The sequence below is a fragment of the Pseudarthrobacter sp. NPDC080039 genome (assembly GCF_040702335.1).
GTDB lineage: Bacteria > Actinomycetota > Actinomycetes > Actinomycetales > Micrococcaceae > Arthrobacter > Arthrobacter enclensis_A.
In genome coordinates, this window is sequence record NZ_JBFBKY010000004.1 from 1 (window position 1) to 17,119 (window position 17,119).

18 protein-coding genes, 1 pseudogene and 1 riboswitch are annotated in these 17,119 nt (G+C 66.2%); of the genes and pseudogenes, 2 read left to right on the forward strand and 17 right to left on the reverse strand.

What is annotated here, in order from left to right; translation table 11 throughout:
- Positions 1–92: 92 nt before the first annotated feature.
- From AB0313_RS05870 to AB0313_RS05940, 15 genes and pseudogenes are all read right to left on the reverse strand, one after another.
- A pseudogene (locus tag AB0313_RS05870) lies at positions 93–764 on the reverse strand (DNA-processing protein DprA); the annotation flags it as partial.
- Positions 765–862: 98 nt separating this feature from the next.
- The gene (locus tag AB0313_RS05875; protein ID WP_366304592.1) at positions 863–2,407 is read right to left on the reverse strand and encodes a YifB family Mg chelatase-like AAA ATPase; all 1,545 of its coding nucleotides are present in this window, start codon (positions 2,405–2,407) and stop codon (positions 863–865) included.
- Entirely contained in the window at positions 2,407–2,763 is a 357-nt protein-coding gene (locus AB0313_RS05880) for a YraN family protein (RefSeq protein ID WP_366304275.1), read from the reverse strand. The genes AB0313_RS05875 and AB0313_RS05880 overlap by 1 nt, the downstream gene beginning before the upstream one ends.
- A 99-nt stretch (positions 2,764–2,862) precedes the next feature.
- On the reverse strand, positions 2,863–3,189 hold the full coding sequence (locus AB0313_RS05885; RefSeq protein ID WP_056335405.1) for a DUF2469 domain-containing protein: 327 nt from the start codon (positions 3,187–3,189) through the stop codon (positions 2,863–2,865).
- A 49-nt stretch (positions 3,190–3,238) separates the two neighbouring features.
- Positions 3,239–4,024: a ribonuclease HII gene (locus tag AB0313_RS05890; RefSeq protein ID WP_307311247.1), complete on the reverse strand. Its 786-nt coding sequence runs from the start codon at positions 4,022–4,024 to the stop codon at positions 3,239–3,241.
- Between the two features lie 2 nt (positions 4,025–4,026).
- On the reverse strand, positions 4,027–4,842 hold the full coding sequence (gene lepB / locus AB0313_RS05895; protein ID WP_307311244.1) for a signal peptidase I: 816 nt from the start codon (positions 4,840–4,842) through the stop codon (positions 4,027–4,029).
- Positions 4,843–5,520 (reverse strand): signal peptidase I, encoded by a 678-nt coding sequence (gene lepB / locus AB0313_RS05900; protein WP_141941891.1) that lies wholly within the window; start codon positions 5,518–5,520, stop codon positions 4,843–4,845. It lies immediately after the preceding gene.
- 84 nt (positions 5,521–5,604) lie between these two features.
- Positions 5,605–5,964: a 50S ribosomal protein L19 gene (gene rplS / locus AB0313_RS05905; protein WP_018768283.1), complete on the reverse strand. Its 360-nt coding sequence runs from the start codon at positions 5,962–5,964 to the stop codon at positions 5,605–5,607.
- A 236-nt stretch (positions 5,965–6,200) separates the two neighbouring features.
- Positions 6,201–7,013, reverse strand: coding sequence for a tRNA (guanosine(37)-N1)-methyltransferase TrmD (gene trmD, locus AB0313_RS05910; protein WP_366304279.1), 813 nt, complete (start codon positions 7,011–7,013; stop codon positions 6,201–6,203).
- The gene (gene rimM / locus AB0313_RS05915; protein ID WP_174237517.1) at positions 7,014–7,559 is read right to left on the reverse strand and encodes a ribosome maturation factor RimM; all 546 of its coding nucleotides are present in this window, start codon (positions 7,557–7,559) and stop codon (positions 7,014–7,016) included.
- A 117-nt stretch (positions 7,560–7,676) separates the two neighbouring features.
- Positions 7,677–7,919 (reverse strand): RNA-binding protein, encoded by a 243-nt coding sequence (locus AB0313_RS05920; protein ID WP_013601399.1) that lies wholly within the window; start codon positions 7,917–7,919, stop codon positions 7,677–7,679.
- Position 7,920: 1 nt separating this feature from the next.
- Positions 7,921–8,343, reverse strand: a complete 423-nt coding sequence (gene rpsP, locus AB0313_RS05925; RefSeq protein ID WP_043453174.1) for a 30S ribosomal protein S16 — start codon at positions 8,341–8,343, stop codon at positions 7,921–7,923.
- 182 nt (positions 8,344–8,525) lie between these two features.
- The gene (locus AB0313_RS05930; protein ID WP_366304282.1) at positions 8,526–8,978 is read right to left on the reverse strand and encodes a hypothetical protein; all 453 of its coding nucleotides are present in this window, start codon (positions 8,976–8,978) and stop codon (positions 8,526–8,528) included.
- A gap of 140 nt (positions 8,979–9,118) precedes the next feature.
- Entirely contained in the window at positions 9,119–9,994 is an 876-nt protein-coding gene (locus tag AB0313_RS05935; RefSeq protein ID WP_366304284.1) for a VOC family protein, read from the reverse strand.
- A 100-nt stretch (positions 9,995–10,094) separates the two neighbouring features.
- The gene (locus AB0313_RS05940) at positions 10,095–11,177 is read right to left on the reverse strand and encodes an amidohydrolase family protein (protein WP_366304286.1); all 1,083 of its coding nucleotides are present in this window, start codon (positions 11,175–11,177) and stop codon (positions 10,095–10,097) included.
- 77 nt (positions 11,178–11,254) lie between these two features.
- Positions 11,255–11,362: riboswitch (TPP riboswitch) on the forward strand.
- A 16-nt stretch (positions 11,363–11,378) separates the two neighbouring features.
- Between AB0313_RS05940 and thiC the strand changes: the two genes are divergently transcribed.
- Positions 11,379–13,184 carry a phosphomethylpyrimidine synthase ThiC gene (thiC, locus tag AB0313_RS05945; RefSeq protein WP_366304593.1) on the forward strand — a complete coding sequence of 602 codons (1,806 nt, stop codon included), beginning with the start codon at positions 11,379–11,381 and terminating at the stop codon, positions 13,182–13,184.
- Here thiC and AB0313_RS05950 read toward each other — a convergent pair.
- Positions 13,181–13,915, reverse strand: a complete 735-nt coding sequence (locus AB0313_RS05950) for an alpha/beta fold hydrolase (protein WP_366304288.1) — start codon at positions 13,913–13,915, stop codon at positions 13,181–13,183. The two genes, thiC and AB0313_RS05950, sit on opposite strands and share 4 nt — an antisense overlap.
- Before the next feature lie 103 nt (positions 13,916–14,018).
- Positions 14,019–15,599 (reverse strand): signal recognition particle protein, encoded by a 1,581-nt coding sequence (gene ffh, locus AB0313_RS05955; RefSeq protein ID WP_141941909.1) that lies wholly within the window; start codon positions 15,597–15,599, stop codon positions 14,019–14,021.
- 84 nt (positions 15,600–15,683) lie between these two features.
- Between ffh and AB0313_RS05960 the strand changes: the two genes are divergently transcribed.
- Entirely contained in the window at positions 15,684–17,087 is a 1,404-nt protein-coding gene (locus AB0313_RS05960) for a glucose-6-phosphate dehydrogenase (protein WP_366304290.1), read from the forward strand.
- Positions 17,088–17,119 lie beyond the last annotated feature (32 nt).

Consider the following 17,119-nt stretch of genomic DNA (forward strand, 5'->3'; position numbering starts at 1 on the left):
GACGCACCCACCCGAAGGGAAAGCCGTCCGGATAACCGCTGGAGTCTTGACGAGGCCTAAAGGCAGCTGCGCCCAGCCTCAGTAGTCCGGATAAGGAAACGGTAGCGGGTTGGCGCGGACCCAGGTGGTACCTCAGCCAGTACTGCGCCCTGATTGGCCACGGTGCGAAGCAGGTCGTCATTTCCCGACGGATAGAACCGGTCCACTCCCCCGGCCATGACGGCGATGGTGAGGACAGCCGAGGATCCGCCAGCAAGGGCTGCACGGTGCGCATGGGCATCGATCCCATAGGCCCCGCCCGACACAACGGTAAAGCCCCGCTGCGCAAGGGAGTACGCAAGATCGCCCGTGACTGCCGCGCCATAGCTGGTGCTGTCCCTGGATCCCACCAGGGCGATGCATTTATCAACCGACGGCAGTGGCTGCTCGTGGCCGCGCCACCAAAGACAGATGGGTTCCTGGATTCCGAGGTCTGCAAGCTGGGCGGGCCACAGTTCGTCACCGGGAATGATGAGCCGTCCGCCCAACCGGGCCATGGTGGCAAGGTCCCGTTCGGGTGCCAGGTCCGGGAGCCTCGGTTGCCACCGCCTGAGTGCGGCGGCCAGTCCGGCCCAGCTGCTCCCCGCTGCGTTGTCTGCGAGCAGTGTGGTGATTTCGTGTTCCAGGCCAGGCCCCGCAGCTACCTCTCCGGTGGCGATGCGCAGGGCGTCCGTTGCCCCGGCAGCCTGCACCAGGGCGAGACCGGCAGCGTCCTGTGGTTCCATCAATCGTGAAAGGGCAGCCCGGGCCAGCCGTTCGGTGTCGTTGCCAAGTTCCTTCTCCACAGCCACGTCCTTCGCTTCATTGCATTCCGCTGGGTTGGTCATGCCATTGCCGCCGCAGCCTGGCGCAGGCCCAGGGCCTGTCCGATGTCGTTTGTATCCGGTTTATCCCGGTGCCCAAGGTCAGCGAGGGTCCATGCGAGCCGAAGGACGCGGTCGTAGCCTCGCGCGGTCAGGACGCCACGCTCCAGTGACTGGTCCAGGATCCGGGTCGCCCCCGACGGAAGCCGCAGGTCCCCGCGCAGGACACGTCCCGGTACCTGCGAGTTGGTCTCCAGGCCGAAGCGCTGGAGGCGTCGGGCTTGCCTGGCGCGGGCGTCCAATACCCGGCGTGCCACCGTTGCGCTGCCTTCTTCCGCTCCTGCCTGTCCGAACTCGGCCAGGGATACCCGTTCCACCTGCAGTTGGATGTCCACCCTGTCCAGCAGGGGTCCGGACATCCTGGCAAGGTAACGGCGGCGCATCATCGGCGTACAGGTGCAGTCGAGCCCCTTGCCCGACGCCTTCCCGCAGGGGCAGGGGTTGGCAGCAAGCACCAGCTGGAACCGGGCCGGGTAGGCGGCCGTCCCGGCTGAGCGATGGATCACCAGCTCTCCGCTCTCCAGTGGCTGCCGCAGCGCATCCAGGACACGCCGTTCATATTCGGGTGCCTCGTCCAGGAAGAGGACGCCGCGGTGTGCACGGGATGCCGCGCCCGGACGCGGCACGCCCGAACCGCCGCCAATGATGGCCGCGGCGGTGGCTGAATGATGGGGGTTTTCAAAGGGCGGCCTTCGCAGGAGCTGCACCGAGGAGGACGGCAGGCCGCACAGCGAGTGGATGGCCGTGACCTCCATGGATTCATGGTCACCAAGATCCGGTAACAGCCCGGGCAGCCGTTCCGCCAGCATCGTCTTGCCGGCGCCCGGTGGTCCGGTGAGAAGCAGGTGGTGCGCGCCTGCGGCTGCCACTTCCAGGGCCCGCCGTGCAGCGCCCTGGCCGGAAACGTCCGCCATGTCCGGGCACGGGCCGGGCAGTGGCGGCCCGTCCCCTCCGTTATCGGCATCGTCAGGTTCGAAGTCCAGGGCAAGCTCCTGGGGGTCAGCGCCGAAGTCGAGGGCGAGCCTGGCAAGCGTGCGGTATCCGCGGACGCTGGCACCGGGAACAAGTGATGCCTCGGCAAAATTGGCCTGCGCCACCACGATCTCCGGGTAACCTGCCTGCACCGCCGCCATGACCGCAGGCAGGATGCCCCGCACAGGCCGCAGCCTGCCGTCGAGTCCCAACTCGGCGATGAAAACGGTGCGCCCCGTGGGCTTGATGTCATTCGCGGCCCGGAGCACGGCCATGGTGACAGCGAGGTCGAACCCGGACCCCCGCTTGGGCAGCGACGCCGGGATCAGGTTGGCGGTGATCTTCCTGCGGCTGAGGGGGATGCCGGAGTTCTTTGCAGCCGAGCGGATCCGCTCCTTTGCCTCGTTCAGGGATGCATCCGGCAGGCCCAGGATGATGAAGGCCGGGAGTGTCTGGCCGATGTCCGCTTCGACCTCGACCATGTAGCCGTTCAGCCCCACAAGGGCAATGGAGTAGGTGCGGCCAAGCGGCATCATTCCACCCCCTTGAGGTGCTCCACCACGGGTTCGCCGCCGCCGTCGTCCACGACGGCAATGACGTCCACCCGCCGCAGCGGCATCCTCAGCTCCCGGTCCCGGCACCACGCGCCGCCCAGGCGGTGCAGCCTTGCCAGTTTGTCCGGCCCCACGGCTTCGAAAGGGTGGCCGTAGTCGAGGGAACGGCGGGTTTTGACTTCGGCTATGACCAGCGCGTCGCCGTCCAGGGCCACAATGTCGATCTCGCCCTCGGCGCACCGCCAATTGCGCTCCACGACCAGCATGCCGAGCGCTTCAAGATAGCCTGCGGCGAGGTCCTCGCCGTGCCTGCCCAACAGGTCTTTGCGTTTCATTTCTACCTCCGCCTCCAGCCTGGCGGCAGCAGGGTACGGAGGACAGGAAGGCCCTGCCATATGTGGACAGGGCCCGGTGTGGAGGGGAAGTGGGAACTCCTAGTTGCCCAGGTCCACGTCCTTGGGCAGGGCCAGTTCCTCGTTGCGGGGCAGTTCCTCGACGTTGACGTCCTTGAAGGTCAGCACCCGAACGCTCTTAACAAACCGTGCCGACCGGTAGACGTCCCAAACCCAGGCATCCTGGAGGGTCAGGTCGAAGTAGACCTCGCCATCGGCGCTGCGGGCCTGGAGGTCCACATGGTTGGCGAGGTAGAAGCGCCGCTCGGTCTCGACAACATAGCTGAAAAGGCCGACCACATCGCGGTACTCACGATAGAGCTGAAGCTCCATGTCGGTTTCATAGTTCTCAAGATCTTCAGCACTCATGCTTCCATCTTGCACCATGTGCGGCACGGCTTGCGCCGACCGGCGGGAGTCAGTCTTCGCACGCCTCGTCGTCACCTGCTGCTTCGACGCCCTGCAGCTCCCCGCCGAGCAGCCGCCAGCTGACGCGGTGGTGGGGCGTGGGGCCGGCAGCACGGAGGACGGTGCGGTGGGCCGCCGTGGCGTATCCCTTGTTGATGTCCCACCCGTAATCGGGATACTCAAGGTGAAGTTCCCGCATCATCGTGTCCCGTTCCACCTTGGCGATGACACTTGCCGCCGCCACGCTCAGGCACTGCATGTCCGCCTTGACCTTGGTGTGGACCGGGGCTTCGCACGCGGTCTCCAACACGGGCTGGTCGAACAGGGACAGTTGCTCGGCGGGCGAAAGCCAGTTGTGGCTTCCGTCGAGCAGCACGGCGTCGGGGGTGACTCCCGCAGCAAGGATGCTGCCCCAGGCCCTGGTACCCGCCAGGCGCAGCGCGGCAATAATACCGAGTGAATCGATCTCCCCGGCGGTGGCGTGTCCCACGGCCGAGGCGACGCTCCACCGCCGAACCAGCGGATCCAGTCGTTGCCGTTCTCCCGGGGTGAGGAGTTTGCTGTCACGCACGCCGGCCAGCGGCTTTTGCCGTTCCAGGTCAACGACGGCGATTCCCACGCTGACAGGTCCGGCCAGGGCGCCGCGGCCTACTTCATCCACGCCGGCGAGGAACCGTACGCCCTGGGCCTTGAAAGTGCGCTCATGCCGCAGGGTGGGCGCCTTGCCACCACGCGGCACCGGCTTGGAGCCGGCGCGAGCCTTCGCCGCGGGGGACGCCTGTACAGCGGTGGACATGGTCAGCGGGCCGCAGGGACGTTCTTGAACACGTCCGGGTAGTTGTCCAGGGTCTTGATCCTGTTCAGCGGCCATGCGATAACGGCAGCCTTGCCTTCGAGGTCCTTGAGGTCGATGAATCCGCCGTCCGTCTCCATGTGCGCGCGGGAATCGGCCGAGTGGTTCCGGTTGTCACCCATAACCCACACCTTGCCTTCCGGGACGGTGACGTCAAAGTTGCGGACCTGCGGAACTTCAGCGGGGTTGATGTACGTCTCGTCGATGGCGGTCCCGTTGATGGTCAGTTTACCGCCGGCGTCGCAGCAGACCACATGGTCGCCGGGCAGCCCGATGACCCGCTTCACCAGATGCTGCTCCGAGTTGTCCGGCAGGAGCCCAACGAACGTCAGCCCGTCCTGGACCCAGGTGAACGGCCCCTGCGTCTTGGCGGGTGCCGGAGGCAGCCAGCCCTTGGTGTCGCGGAACACCACAACGTCTCCCCGGCTGAGCGCAAAGGGCTCCGGCACCAGGAGGTTGACGAAGATCCGGTCATCCACGTCCAACGTGTTGACCATGGATTCCGAGGGAATGAAGAAGGCGCGGAACAGGAATGTCTTGATGAGGAAGGACAGCACCACGGCGATAACCACGACGGTGGCGATCTCCCTCAGCCATCCCAGCAAGGGATTGCCTGGCGCCTTGGCCGCTGTCCGTCTGCGCCGCTTGGCGGGCGCGGCTTCCTGCACGTCCGCATCGGACGCGGACGAAGCTGGAACGGCCGGCCTCTCGGAAGCGCCGTCGTGGCGGGGTTCAGGGTTCCCCGCGTTGTTCTCGGGCATTTACCGTCCGTTCTGTGTTGGTGGCCCCGCTGCGGGCGGCCGTGCTACTGGAGCAAATCTATCAAGCGGCCAGAGGATCTGGACCGGCCTGCCGATCACCCGGTCCACCGGTACCAGCCCACCGCCGGGTGCGCCGAGCAGGCTGCGGGAATCGGCGGACACCGAGCGGTGGTCGCCCATCAGCCATAGCCTGCCGTCCGGCACAACGGTGCTGAACTTCTGGGTGCTGGGCGCGTCGCCGGGGAAGATGTACGGCTCGTCCAGGGCTGACCCGTTGACCGTCACCTTCCCGCCAGAGTCGCAGCAGGCCACTGTATCGCCGGGAAGGCCGATAACCCGTTTGACGTAGGTTGTGTCGCTGCCGGTGAGCCCGAGCCACTGCAGGGCGGAGGCTGCGCCGTCCACCACTGGGCCCTTGCCGCTGTTAAGCGGGGCAAAGCTGCCGCGGCCGTCAAAAACCACAACATCCCCATGTCGGATGGGTTCGGACTGGAAGTCCGTCCTCGATACCAGGATGCGGTCCCCGCCTTCCAGGAGCGGCTCCATGGACTCCGACGGGATGAAGTAGACGTCAAGCCACAATGACCGGACCAGTCCGCTGATGGCTACGGCGAGGACCAGGGCCAGAAAGACAAAACGCCAGCCCGTTTTGCGGGGCTGGCGTTTTGTCTGGTGCATGGTCCGTATCCTGGCGCTGGTGCATTGCTCCGGCGCTTGCCGGCTACGGCCGCGCTCCGGCCTGGCAGTAAGTCCCGGCAGGAATTACTTGGCGGAGCTGAAGTCGCGCTTTTCCTTGATCTTCGCAGCCTTACCGCGCAGTGCGCGCATGTAGTAGAGCTTGGCGCGGCGGACGTCACCCTTGGTGACAACCTCGATCTTTTCGATGATCGGGGAGTGCACCGGGAAGGTACGCTCCACTCCGACACCGAAGGAAACCTTGCGGACGGTGAAGGTCTCGCGCACGCCATCGCCCTGGCGGCCAAGGACGAAGCCCTGGAAGACCTGGACACGGGTGTTCTTGCCTTCGATGATGTTCACGTGCACCTTGAGGGTGTCACCCGCGCGGAATTCGGGAACATCGTTGCGCAGCGAAGCTGCATCGACGGAATCGAGAATATGCATGATTGCACTCCTGGTGAACGCCACAGGTCATTCACTTTGGGTCACGGCAGGCAAGCCCGGCTGCTGGAGAGCAGGCCGGGTATTACCGCCGAAGTAAAGTGGTCCGGCCGCTTCATGGGTTGATGGGGCCGGTTGTCCGGCTGTTGGCCGCGCTACCCCCTGTGGCAGGTGCGGACCCAGCAGACACACAAGGGTTAATTTTGCCACAGCAGCAGGGTTACGCCAATTCCGCGGCACTAATCCCGTTGCGCGGTGTCTGCTTCCGCGCGGTGTACCAGGCGGCCGTCCACGACGTCGTACCCCAGGTTGTGCAATTCTGTGCGGTCGGCACGAGGCAGGCTGCCGGCGTCGAACCCCTGCAGGAGGTCCGGGCGCCGCTCCGCGGTCCGGCGGTACTGTTCGTGCCGGCGCCACTGGGCAATCCTGCCGTGGTTGCCGCTGAGGAGCACCGGCGGCACCTCGCGGTCCCGCCACACGGAGGGCTTGGTGTACACCGGGTACTCCAGGAGGCCGTCGGAGTGGGACTCCTCGACCAGGGACTCGGGGTTGCCCACCACGCCGGGAAGCAGGCGTCCAATGGCCTCCACCATGGCCAGGACGGCCACTTCCCCGCCGTTAAGAACATAGTCTCCCAGGCTTACGGGACGGACGGTGAAGTGTTCCTGCGCCCATTCGATGACGCGTTCATCGATGCCCTCGTACCGCCCGCAGGCGAACGCGAGGTGCTGCTCCTCTGCCAGCTCGTAGGCAAGGACCTGGGTGAACCGCTCCCCTGCCGGTGACGGAACGATCAGCACGGGTTTGTGCTCCGGGTCCGGGCGTCCTTCGGCCACGGCGGTGAGTGCCTGGGCCCACGGTTCGGGCTTCATGACCATGCCGGCGCCGCCGCCGTACGGGGTGTCATCCACGGAGCGGTGCTTGTCCGTGGTGAAGCCGCGCAGGTCGTGGACGTGCAGGTCCAGGATTCCGTCCTGGCGTGCCTTGCCGATCAGCGAAAGCTCCAGAGGGGCAAGGTATTCGGGAAAGATGCTGACGACGTCGATCCGCATCTAGTCCGTGCCTTCCTCTTCCGGGGCGCCTGCGTCGTCGGAGTTGAGTTCGAAGAGTCCGTCCGGCGGGGTGAGGAGGATGAAGCCGTCCTCGATGTTGACCTCGGGCACGATCTGCTCCACGAAGGGGATGAGGATTTCCTCGCCGCCGGGGGTGGTGACCATGAGCAGATCCTGGACCGGCATCGTGTTCAGCGCCGTTACCTTGCCCACCACCTGCGAGCCGACCCGGGCCTCCAGTCCGACGAGTTCGTGCTCGTACCAGCCCTCGTCGTCGTCCTCGTCGAGTTCTTCGGTTTCGATGAAGAGCTTGGCACCGCGGAGGGTCTCGGCCCTGTTGCGGTCCGCCACTTCCTCGAAGCCCAGCAGCAGGATGTCCTTGTTCCAGCGGGCACTGCTGACGGTCAGGGGTCCGGACGCGGCAGGTTCAACCACGAACTCCGTGCCGGGGACAAACCTGTCCTCCGGGGCGTCGGTCAGCACCTGGACCGTGACTTCCCCGCGAATGCCGTGCGGCTTGCCAATCCGTGCCACCTGAAGCTGCATCTGTTCCTCTGTTCCGGGTTGTGGTGGTTTGTGGTGAAGCACTGTGTTGATCAAAGCAGTCCGGCCCCTCCACCAGGTGGTGGAGGGGCCGGAGCAGAACTAAGTGTTGCCGAGCGCTCAGCGGCGGCGGTCGGTGTCGACGACGTCGACCCTCACCGGTTCGCCGCCGGCCAGTGCCGCCACCACGGTGCGCAATGCGCGCGCCGTGCGGCCCTGGCGGCCGATCACCCGTCCCAGATCGTCCTGGTGAACGCGCACCTCGAGGGTATCCCCGCGGCGGTTGCTCTTGGAACTGACCTTGACGTCATCCGGGGAATCAACGATTCCCCGGACCAGGTGCTCCAGCGCTTCTGCCAGCAATCTACTCAGCCTCGGTGGTCTCAGCTTCGGCGTCGGCCGGGGCCTCGGCAGCGTCAGACTTGGATGCCTTCTTGGTGATGGCTTCCGGGATGATGACGGAGCCCTTCTCCGGTGCAACGAAGGCTTCCTTCTCGACCTTGGTCTTGAGGGTGCCTTCCTGGCCCGGCAGGCCCTTGAACTTCTGCCAGTCACCGGTGATCTTCAGGATCGCGGCGACCTGCTCGGACGGCTGGGCGCCGACGGACAGCCAGTACTGTGCACGCTCGGAGTTGACCTCGATGAATGAGGGCTCTTCGGTGGGGTGGTACTTGCCGATTTCCTCGATGGCACGGCCATCACGCTTGGTGCGTGAGTCCGCAACGACGATGCGGTAGTACGGGGCGCGCATCTTGCCGAAGCGCTTAAGGCGAATCTTTACGGCCACTTTTGTGGTCACTCCTGTTTCAGAAAAAGGGGTGAACCCGGCTTTCTGCACCCGTGGGGCGGGCCGTACTTGCGGGTTCGAAGGACAGGATCCGGACGCGGAGAGAGGGGCCGCGCAGATCGAGTACCTGTCTATTGTGCCAGACGAGTGGCGTTATTTCGACTTTGGGGACGTCCGGCGCTTCAGGCCGACCAGACGTACAGTCCCGTCCGCTCCGAATCATTGATTCCGGCCGCAAGCTGCGCCAGTTGCTGCACGTAGGTCCTGGCCTGTCCGGCACCGAACGGCATGTCTTCCTGGGCGGCCCACTGGACGGCGACGTCATCCAGGACGTTGCCTTCGCCTTCGGTCTCGTAGGAGAGCAGGTCCGCGAGGGCGCGCACCATCGCCGGCGGCACGGCAAGGAGGGAATCGCTGGCCACGTCCACCATGGTCAACTCATAATCGGCCCCGGCGGCGTGAACGGCAGTGCCGGCAAGGTCGCCGAGCTGCTCCACCTCGAAGTCACTGATTCCCTGGATGCGCACAGCCTGGCCGGCGGGGGCGCTTTCCGCGGAGGCGCGTCCTTCGTCGAGGATGCCGGCGCGTTTCAGCGCGGCGTCATGGGTGGCAACAAAAATTTCGGTGAAGCCCATGGCGTGTGCCCTTCTTCCGTTGGCGGAACTGCGTGCCGGGCACTGCGTGCTGCCCGTCCGTACGGGATCAGCCTAGTAGCTGCGAAGCTGCCGGCGCACGCAACGGTCCTGGGGCCGGACGCCGCCGGCAGCGCGGTGGCTCAGTGGACGGCCACCCGGATCCGGTTGCGCCACGGGTCTTCGAAGCGGAGCTCGGCTCCCGTGTGGTGCGAGGGCACCCCGGCGACCTTGAGCCGGTCAGCCAGTGCGCCGACGTCGTCACCCGAGGGAACTTCGATGAGCACCTCACCCAGCCCAAGGGTGTCCTTGCGGGGGCCGGCGCCGCGGCTGTTCCAGACGTTCATAGCCATGTGGTGGTGGTAGCGGCCCGCGGAAACGAACAGCGCCTGCCCGTGCCAGCCCGCCGTCTTCTCGAAGCCCAGTGTTCCCACGTAGAAGTCCCGGGCGGTCTGGACGTCGCCCACCTGGAGGTGCACGTGGCCCACGCCAGCGGATGTTTGCCGCTGGCCTTCCAGGGACTGCTCGGTCAGGTGCTGCTCAAGGTAGCGCTGGGGCGGCAGGGCCAGGCTGTCCATGACCACGTCAGTCCCGTTCCAGGACCAGTTGCTGCGCGGCCGGTCCCAGTACAACTCAATGCCGTTTCCTTCGGGATCGGTGAAGTAGAAGGCCTCGCTCACCAGGTGGTCGGCACTCCCGGTGAAGGACCGGGGCTCGTACTGCGCGGCCGTTGCGACGGTGGCGGCAAGGGAAGCCTGGTCCTCGAACAGCAGGGCGGTATGGAACAGGCCCGCCTCCCCCCTGCCGGGAAGGTGCAGCCCAGGCGCGGGCGCCAGGTGGACCAGCGGCCGGCCGAGCCTGCCGAAATAGAGGCCGCCGTCCTGCTCGGCCACCACCTCAAGGCCAAGCGCCCGCTGGTAGTAGTCGGTCATAACCTTCATGTCGCCCACCTTGAGCATCACCGTGCCCATGGCGAGGTCGGCGGGAAGAAGATCCCGGGTGCTGGATGCTGTAGTCACGTGAAGGCTCCTTGCGTTGGAGGCCGTCCCATTGGCGGCCTGTCACACATTAAAATTACTTGAAGCTTCAATTTATTCCAAGTCCCCGCAGCGCCGTGGGTCAGCGGATGATGTGTCCGCCCAGCACCACGTGTTCCAGGGCCTTGATCGTCCCGGGCACCGCCCGTGGATCTTCCCGGCACACCACGACGTCGGCGCGCGCCCCTTCCGCCAGGCCGTCCGCCCCCAGCCAGGCACGCGCTGCCCAGCAGGCCGCGTCAAGGGCTGCAGCCATGGGGAGCCCGGCGCCGTGCAGGGCAAGGATCTCGTCGGCAATCCGGCCGTGCCGGATCACGCTGCCCGCATCCGTGCCGGCAAAAATACGCACGCCGGCGGCATGGGCCTCCGCCACCCGCTCCAGCCTCCGTTCCCACAAGGCCCGCATGTGGGCCGCATAGCGGGGGAACTTGGCGTCGGCCTGCGCCGCAATGTCCGGGAAGGTGGCAATGTTGATCAGCGTGGGAACGATCGGTACGCCCTGTTCGGCGAACCGGGGCAGGTGCCGCGGCAGGAGTCCGGTGGCGTGCTCGATGCAGTCGATCCCTGCGTCCAGCATCTGGTCCAGGGTGTCTTCGGCAAAGCAGTGGGCGGTCACCCGGGCACCTTCGTCGTGGGCCGCCTGGACGGCATCACGTACGACGGCGGCAGGAAAGGAAGGCGCCAGGTCGCCGGCGCTGCGGTCGATCCAGTCCCCCACCAGCTTGACCCAGCCGTCGCCGTCGCGTGCCTGCTTGCGCACGGCCTCCACGAGGCCCTCAGGCTCCACCTCCTCCGCGAAGCCCCGCAGATAGCGGCGGGTACGGGCGATGTGCCGCCCGGCGCGGACCAGCACCGGGAACTCCGTTCCGCCCTGCATCCAGCGGGTATCGGCAGGGGACCCCGCGTCACGGACCAGCAGGGTTCCGGCGGTGAGGTCGGCCAGTGCCTGTTCCCTGGCAACAGGCGGATCCACCGGGCCGGCGGCCCCCAGCCCGATATGGCAGTGCGCGTCCACGAAGCCCGGCAGCACCCATCCGTCGAGCACCCTGCCCGGATGGGTTGCGGGCTTGCTGAAGGTGAGCCTTCCATCCACGGACCACAGCCCGTGCCGTACCTGGTCCGCGGCGGCCAGGACGGGCCCGCGGAAGTGGATGATGTCTGCCATGGGGCTCCTTTCGATGCCCGGTCAGGCTAGCACCGCAATTGTGACAAGCCTCGTCCAGGAGCCTGTGGTAGCTTCGTTCCTGACCACACGGGTGCCCTTGCAGGGGCTGAGATCGGGCTGTTGCAGCCTGCGACCGTTGAACCTGTCCGGATAATGCCGGCGAAGGAAGTGAGTATTCCCTTGAGTACACAAAACACCCAGCTGAACCCTGACCTCCTGCAGTCCGCGGGCGATTTCGGGGACGCATCGGAACAGCCCGTAACCCAGTCACTGAAGTCCCATTCACTCGCCTACGTCGAGGACGAAAAGGCGGGAATCCGGGTGCCGGTGACGGAAATTGCCCTGGAGCCGTCACCCAACGGCCAGGAAAACCCGCCGTTCCGGACCTACCGGACCGCGGGGCCCGGAAGCGACCCCGTGCGCGGCCTGCAGCCCTTCCGCTCGGAGTGGATCGCGGCGCGGGGGGACACCGAGCCCTACAGCGGCCGGGAGCGCAACCTGCTCGACGACGGCCGCTCCGCCGTGCGCCGCGGTGCCGCCTCCGCGGAGTGGAAGGGCGGACAGCCGGAGCCCCGCCGCGCCGTCGACGGCAGGACAGTGACGCAGATGCACTATGCCCGGCAGGGCATCATCACGCAGGAGATGCGCTTTGTGGCGCTGCGCGAAAACTGCGACGTTGAACTGGTCAGGAGCGAGGTGGCCGCAGGCCGCGCCATTATCCCCAACAACATCAACCACCCCGAATCCGAGCCGATGATCATCGGCAAGGCCTTCCTGGTGAAGATCAACGCCAACATCGGCAACTCCGCCGTGACCAGCTCCATCGCGGAGGAAGTGGACAAGCTGCAGTGGGCCACCCAGTGGGGCGCCGACACCGTCATGGACCTGTCCACGGGCGACGACATCCACACGACCCGCGAGTGGATCATCCGCAACTCCCCCGTGCCGATCGGCACCGTGCCGATCTACCAGGCCCTGGAAAAGGTGAACGGCGAAGCCAACGCGTTGACCTGGGAGATCTTCCGCGACACCGTCATTGAACAGTGCGAGCAAGGCGTGGACTACATGACCATCCACGCCGGCGTGCTTCTCCGGTACGTCCCGCTCACGGCAAACCGGGTGACGGGCATCGTCTCCCGGGGCGGATCGATCATGGCGGGCTGGTGCCTGGCCCACCACCAGGAAAACTTCCTGTACACGCACTTCGACGAACTGTGCGAAATCTTCGCCAAGTACGACGTCGCCTTCTCCCTCGGGGACGGCCTGCGCCCCGGTTCCACGGCGGACGCCAACGACGCCGCCCAGTTCGCCGAGCTGGACACGCTTGCCGAGCTCACCCAGCGCGCGTGGGAGTATGACGTACAAGTGATGGTGGAAGGCCCCGGCCACGTTCCCTTCCACCTGGTACGGGAAAACGTGGAGCGCCAGCAGGAGCTGTGCAAGGGTGCGCCCTTCTACACCCTGGGCCCGCTGGTGACCGACGTCGCCCCCGGCTACGACCACATCACCTCGGCAATCGGCGCCACCGAGATCGCCCGTTACGGCACCGCGATGCTCTGCTACGTCACCCCCAAGGAACACCTGGGCCTGCCCAACAAGGACGACGTCAAGACAGGCGTCATCACCTATAAGATCGCCGCCCACGCCGCAGACCTCGCCAAGGGGCACCCGGGGGCGCACGAACGTGATGATGCCCTGTCCAAGGCGCGGTTCGAATTCCGGTGGCGTGACCAGTTCGCCCTGTCTCTGGATCCGGTGACGGCGGAGGCCTTCCACGACGAAACCCTTCCCGCAGAACCCGCCAAGACCGCGCATTTCTGCTCCATGTGCGGGCCGAAGTTCTGCTCCATGCGGATCAGCCAGGACATCCGGGACGAATACGGGTCGGCCGACTCGCAGGCCGCCCTGGCGGAAATGGCCTCCGGCATGCGGGAGAAGAGCCAGGAATTCCTGGCGGCCGGCGGCAAGGTGTACCTGCCGGAGCTGCGGGTTCCCGCGGACAGCTAGGACGCCCGGGCCGGCTGGCTCCGGCTGACCTGGCTGATGAACTGCCGGATGGTCCGGTCCCCATCCGGGGAGTCATGGGGCCGGTGCCCTCCCGCGGCAACGCGGTGCAGGGCGCCGGTCTCCCGCAGGTAACCGGCAATTTCCTCGTACAACGGCTCCCAGCCACCGGTCAGGACGAGGGTGGGCACGCCGGGAACAATGTGCAGCGGGGCCTCCCAGGACGGCGCCTGGAGCCGAAGCCTGCGGGCGGAGCGTTTTTCCTCAACGGTGGCTGGCTGCTGGAGGTCGGTGGCGTAGATCCGGCGGACGAATTCGCGCTGGAAGTCGTCATCGCTGAGCTGGTGGCGGACGTCGAAGAGGGGCTGCATCAGGCTGATGTGCGCTGACGTGGCCGGCAGTTCCGCAGTCAGCGACAGGCAGGCCGGCTCAACCAGCGTCAACGAGAAGACCAGGTCCGGACGTTCCACCGCGGCCATCATGGCCGGGATCGCGCCCTGGGAGTGTGCCACCACATGTCCCCCGGCGGCACCGCGGCCATCGTCGGCCAGCGACCCCAGGACGATGGCAGTATCTGCGGCAAAGGAGGACTCCAGGGGCTCCGCGACGGCGTCATAGCCATGCCGCCGGAGGAACAGGGCGTCGTAGGCCAATGCCATGCCGTGCTGGCGGGGCCATGCCGCGGCGCCAAAGGCTCCGGCGCCGTGCACGAACACTACCCTCTGCTTGAACATGTCCCAACCCTATTCCACGGTGCCGACATCCCAACGAAGAAGCGCCAGGTGTCGTCTTGAACGGTCAAGACGGCACCTGGCGCTTCCTGATTACGCGAAACTGCTACTTGCCCAGGAACTTGTCGAAGCCCTTGGGCAGGTTGAGCTGCGAGGGATCGAAATCGCCGCCCTGCCCGAAGGCGGCGCCGGTGGGCATCGCCTTGGCAGCGTTGGCCCGGCGCGCTTCTGCCTCCTTGCGCTCCTGGGCCGCCTTGGCGGGGTTGCCTGACTTGGCCTTCTTCTTGGGCGCGTTCTTGGCGTTCTTCCGGGACCCGCCGCCGGCACCGGGCAGCCCGGGCATGCCCGGCATCCCTGGCATTCCGCCCTGGGCCATCTTCTTCATCATCTTCTGGGCCTGGGCGAAGCGCTCCAGCAGGCCGTTGACCTCGGAGACGTGGACGCCGGAGCCGCGGGCGATGCGGGCGCGGCGCGAGCCATTGATGATCTTCGGCGCAAGCCGCTCGTGCGGGGTCATGGACCGGACGATTGCTTCGACGCGGTCGATCTCGCGCTCATCGAACTGCTCCAACTGCTGCCGGATGTTCTGCGCACCGGGCATCATCATGAGCATTTTCTTCATGGAGCCCATGTTGCGGATCTGCTGCATCTGGGCCAGGAAGTCCTCGAGGGTGAAATCTTCCTGGTCGGCGAATTTCTTCGCCATCCGGGCAGCTTCATCCTTGTCCCAGGCCTTTTCGGCCTGTTCGATGAGCGTGAGGATGTCGCCCATGTCCAGGATGCGCGAGGCCATCCGGTCCGGGTGGAAGAGTTCAAAGTCGTCCAGGCCTTCGCCGGTGGATGCGAACATGACCGGCTTGCCGGTGACCGACGCAACGGAAAGTGCGGCACCGCCGCGCGCGTCGCCGTCGAGCTTGGAGAGCACGATGCCTGTGAAGTTCACGCCTTCATCAAAGGCGAGCGCCGTGTTGACGGCGTCCTGGCCGATCATGGAGTCGATCACGAAGAGGACTTCGTTGGGGACGATGGCCCGGCGGATCTGGCGGGCCTGTTCCATCATGTCGGCGTCCACGCCCAGGCGGCCGGCGGTATCGACGATGACGACGTCGTGCAGCTTCTGGCGTGCTTCCTCGACGCCGGCGCGGGCGACGGCGACAGGGTCACCCGCGGGCTGGTCCAGCTCCTGGGAGGTGGCTCCCGGGTGCGGTGCGAAGACCGGAACGTTGGCGCGCTGGCCCACCACCTGCAGCTGCGTGACGGCATTGGGGCGCTGGAGGTCGCAGGCAACCAGCATGGGGCTGTGGCCCTGGGCCTTCAACCACTTGGACAGTTTGCCGGCAAGGGTGGTCTTGCCCGCACCCTGGAGGCCGGCCAGCATGATGATGGTGGGACCGTTCTTGGCCAGCCGGATCCGCCGCGTTTCGCCGCCGAGGATCTCCTGGAGTTCCTCGTTGACGATCTTGACTATCTGCTGGCTGGGGTTCAGCGCTGCAGAAACCTCGGCCCCCAGCGCACGTTCGCGGACCCGCCCGGTGAATTCGCGCACCACCGGAACGGCGACGTCGGCGTCCAGAAGGGCACGGCGGATCTCGCGGACGGTGGCATCAACGTCGGCCTCCGTGAGGCGGCCCTTGCCGCGGAGATTCTTGAAGGTTGCTGTCAACCGGTCAGAGAGTGAATTGAACACGCGCCGTGAACTTCTTTCAGGAGATGATCGGGACTCGACTATCTAGGGTACCAAGTCAGGCAGGTCAGGTGGCATGCTGGCAAAATGACGAGCCAAACAACTGTGAAGACGCTGCTCATCCTCGGCGCATCGGGCGACCTCACCGGCAGGCTCCTGCTGCCGGGCCTGGCGCGGCTTGTTGCTGCCGGACGGGCGGAGGGCCTCAGCCTTGTGGGGGCCGGGTCGGATCCCTGGACTCCCGAGCAATGGCGGGAGCGGGTGGAATCGTCCTTTGCCGTGGCGGCGGACACTGCCGACGCAGCAGGGAGAGACGCACTTGCGCTGCTGGAAAAGGAGACGGTCTACCACCAGGTGGACGTCACGGCCGCGGGCGCCCTGGCGGCATTGCTGAAGACCCTGGAAGGCCCGGTGGCGGTGTATTTTGCACTTCCGCCACGGATCAGCCAGCGTGCCTGCGAAACCCTGCAGCCTCAGGAAGTCCCGGAGGGCACCCGCCTGGTCATGGAGAAGCCGTTTGGTTCCAGCGAGGAGTCGGCGCGCTCACTTAACGCGACGCTGGCCCGGTTGGTCCCGGAGGACCACATCCACCGCGTGGACCACTTCCTGGGCAAGGCCACGGTCCTGAACATCCTGGGCCTGCGGTTCGCCAACAACTTCCTCGAGCCGGTGTGGAACAGGCAGCACGTGGAGAAGGTTGAAATCTTCTTTGACGAGGACCTCGCCCTGGAAGGACGCGCCCGCTACTACGACAACGCCGGTGCTCTTCGCGACATGATCCAAAGCCACCTCCTGCAGATCATGGCAATCATGGCCATTGAACCGCCGGCCACCATCGGCGAGCGCGACCTCCGCGACGCGGTCTCCACGGTCCTTCGTGCCAGCAGTGTGAAGGCGCCGTTTACCCGCTCGACACGCAGGGCGCGCTACACGGCCGGCACGACGGCGGGCAAGGACGTGCCCGACTACGCCAAGGAGGAGGGCGTGGATGCCGCCAGGGAAACGGAAACCCTTGCCGAGATCCAGGTGGTCATTGACAACTGGCGCTGGCGGGGTGTGCCCTTCATCCTGCGCTCCGGCAAGGCTTTGGGCGACAAGCGCAAGGAAGCGGTGGTCACCTTCCTTCCGGTGCCCCACCTGCCCAAAGGCTTCACGGGCGTGGACTCCCCCAACAAGCTGCGGATCGGTTTTGGCCCGGACACGCTGGAGTTCGACGTCGACGTCAACGGGCCCGGGAACATCTTCAGCCTGGGCCGGGTCACCCTGGAAGCGGAACTGAGTGCCTCCGACCTCCTGCCCTACGGCGAAGTGCTGGAAGGCGTGCTGACAGGCGATCCCCTGCTGTCCGTCCGGAGCGACACGGCGGAGGACTGCTGGCGGATCGTCGAGCCGGTACTGAAGGCATGGGAGGACGGCGAGGTGCCCCTTGAGGAGTACGACGCCGGTTCGGCGGGTCCGGCGTCCTGGCCCACCAACGGGCACAAAGACTGAGGGTTAAAAACAGGCAGGGCGGGCGGAAACCT

Coding starts and splice junctions, on each gene's coding strand:
- AB0313_RS05890 (WP_307311247.1), bottom strand. CDS start 4,024: ATGTCCACCGCTGTACAGGCGTCCCCCGCGGCGAAGGCTCGCGCCGGC.
- AB0313_RS05885 (WP_056335405.1), bottom strand. CDS start 3,189: ATGAGTGCTGAAGATCTTGAGAACTATGAAACCGACATGGAGCTTCAG.
- lepB (WP_307311244.1), bottom strand. CDS start 4,842: ATGCCCGAGAACAACGCGGGGAACCCTGAACCCCGCCACGACGGCGCT.
- AB0313_RS05875 (WP_366304592.1), bottom strand. CDS start 2,407: ATGCCGCTTGGCCGCACCTACTCCATTGCCCTTGTGGGGCTGAACGGC.
- rimM (WP_174237517.1), bottom strand. CDS start 7,559: ATGCAGCTTCAGGTGGCACGGATTGGCAAGCCGCACGGCATTCGCGGG.
- AB0313_RS05960 (WP_366304290.1), top strand. CDS start 15,684: ATGACGAGCCAAACAACTGTGAAGACGCTGCTCATCCTCGGCGCATCG.
- AB0313_RS05950 (WP_366304288.1), bottom strand. CDS start 13,915: ATGTTCAAGCAGAGGGTAGTGTTCGTGCACGGCGCCGGAGCCTTTGGC.
- lepB (WP_141941891.1), bottom strand. CDS start 5,520: ATGCACCAGACAAAACGCCAGCCCCGCAAAACGGGCTGGCGTTTTGTC.
- AB0313_RS05930 (WP_366304282.1), bottom strand. CDS start 8,978: ATGGGCTTCACCGAAATTTTTGTTGCCACCCATGACGCCGCGCTGAAA.
- AB0313_RS05880 (WP_366304275.1), bottom strand. CDS start 2,763: ATGAAACGCAAAGACCTGTTGGGCAGGCACGGCGAGGACCTCGCCGCA.
- trmD (WP_366304279.1), bottom strand. CDS start 7,013: ATGCGGATCGACGTCGTCAGCATCTTTCCCGAATACCTTGCCCCTCTG.
- rplS (WP_018768283.1), bottom strand. CDS start 5,964: ATGCATATTCTCGATTCCGTCGATGCAGCTTCGCTGCGCAACGATGTT.
- AB0313_RS05940 (WP_366304286.1), bottom strand. CDS start 11,177: ATGGCAGACATCATCCACTTCCGCGGGCCCGTCCTGGCCGCCGCGGAC.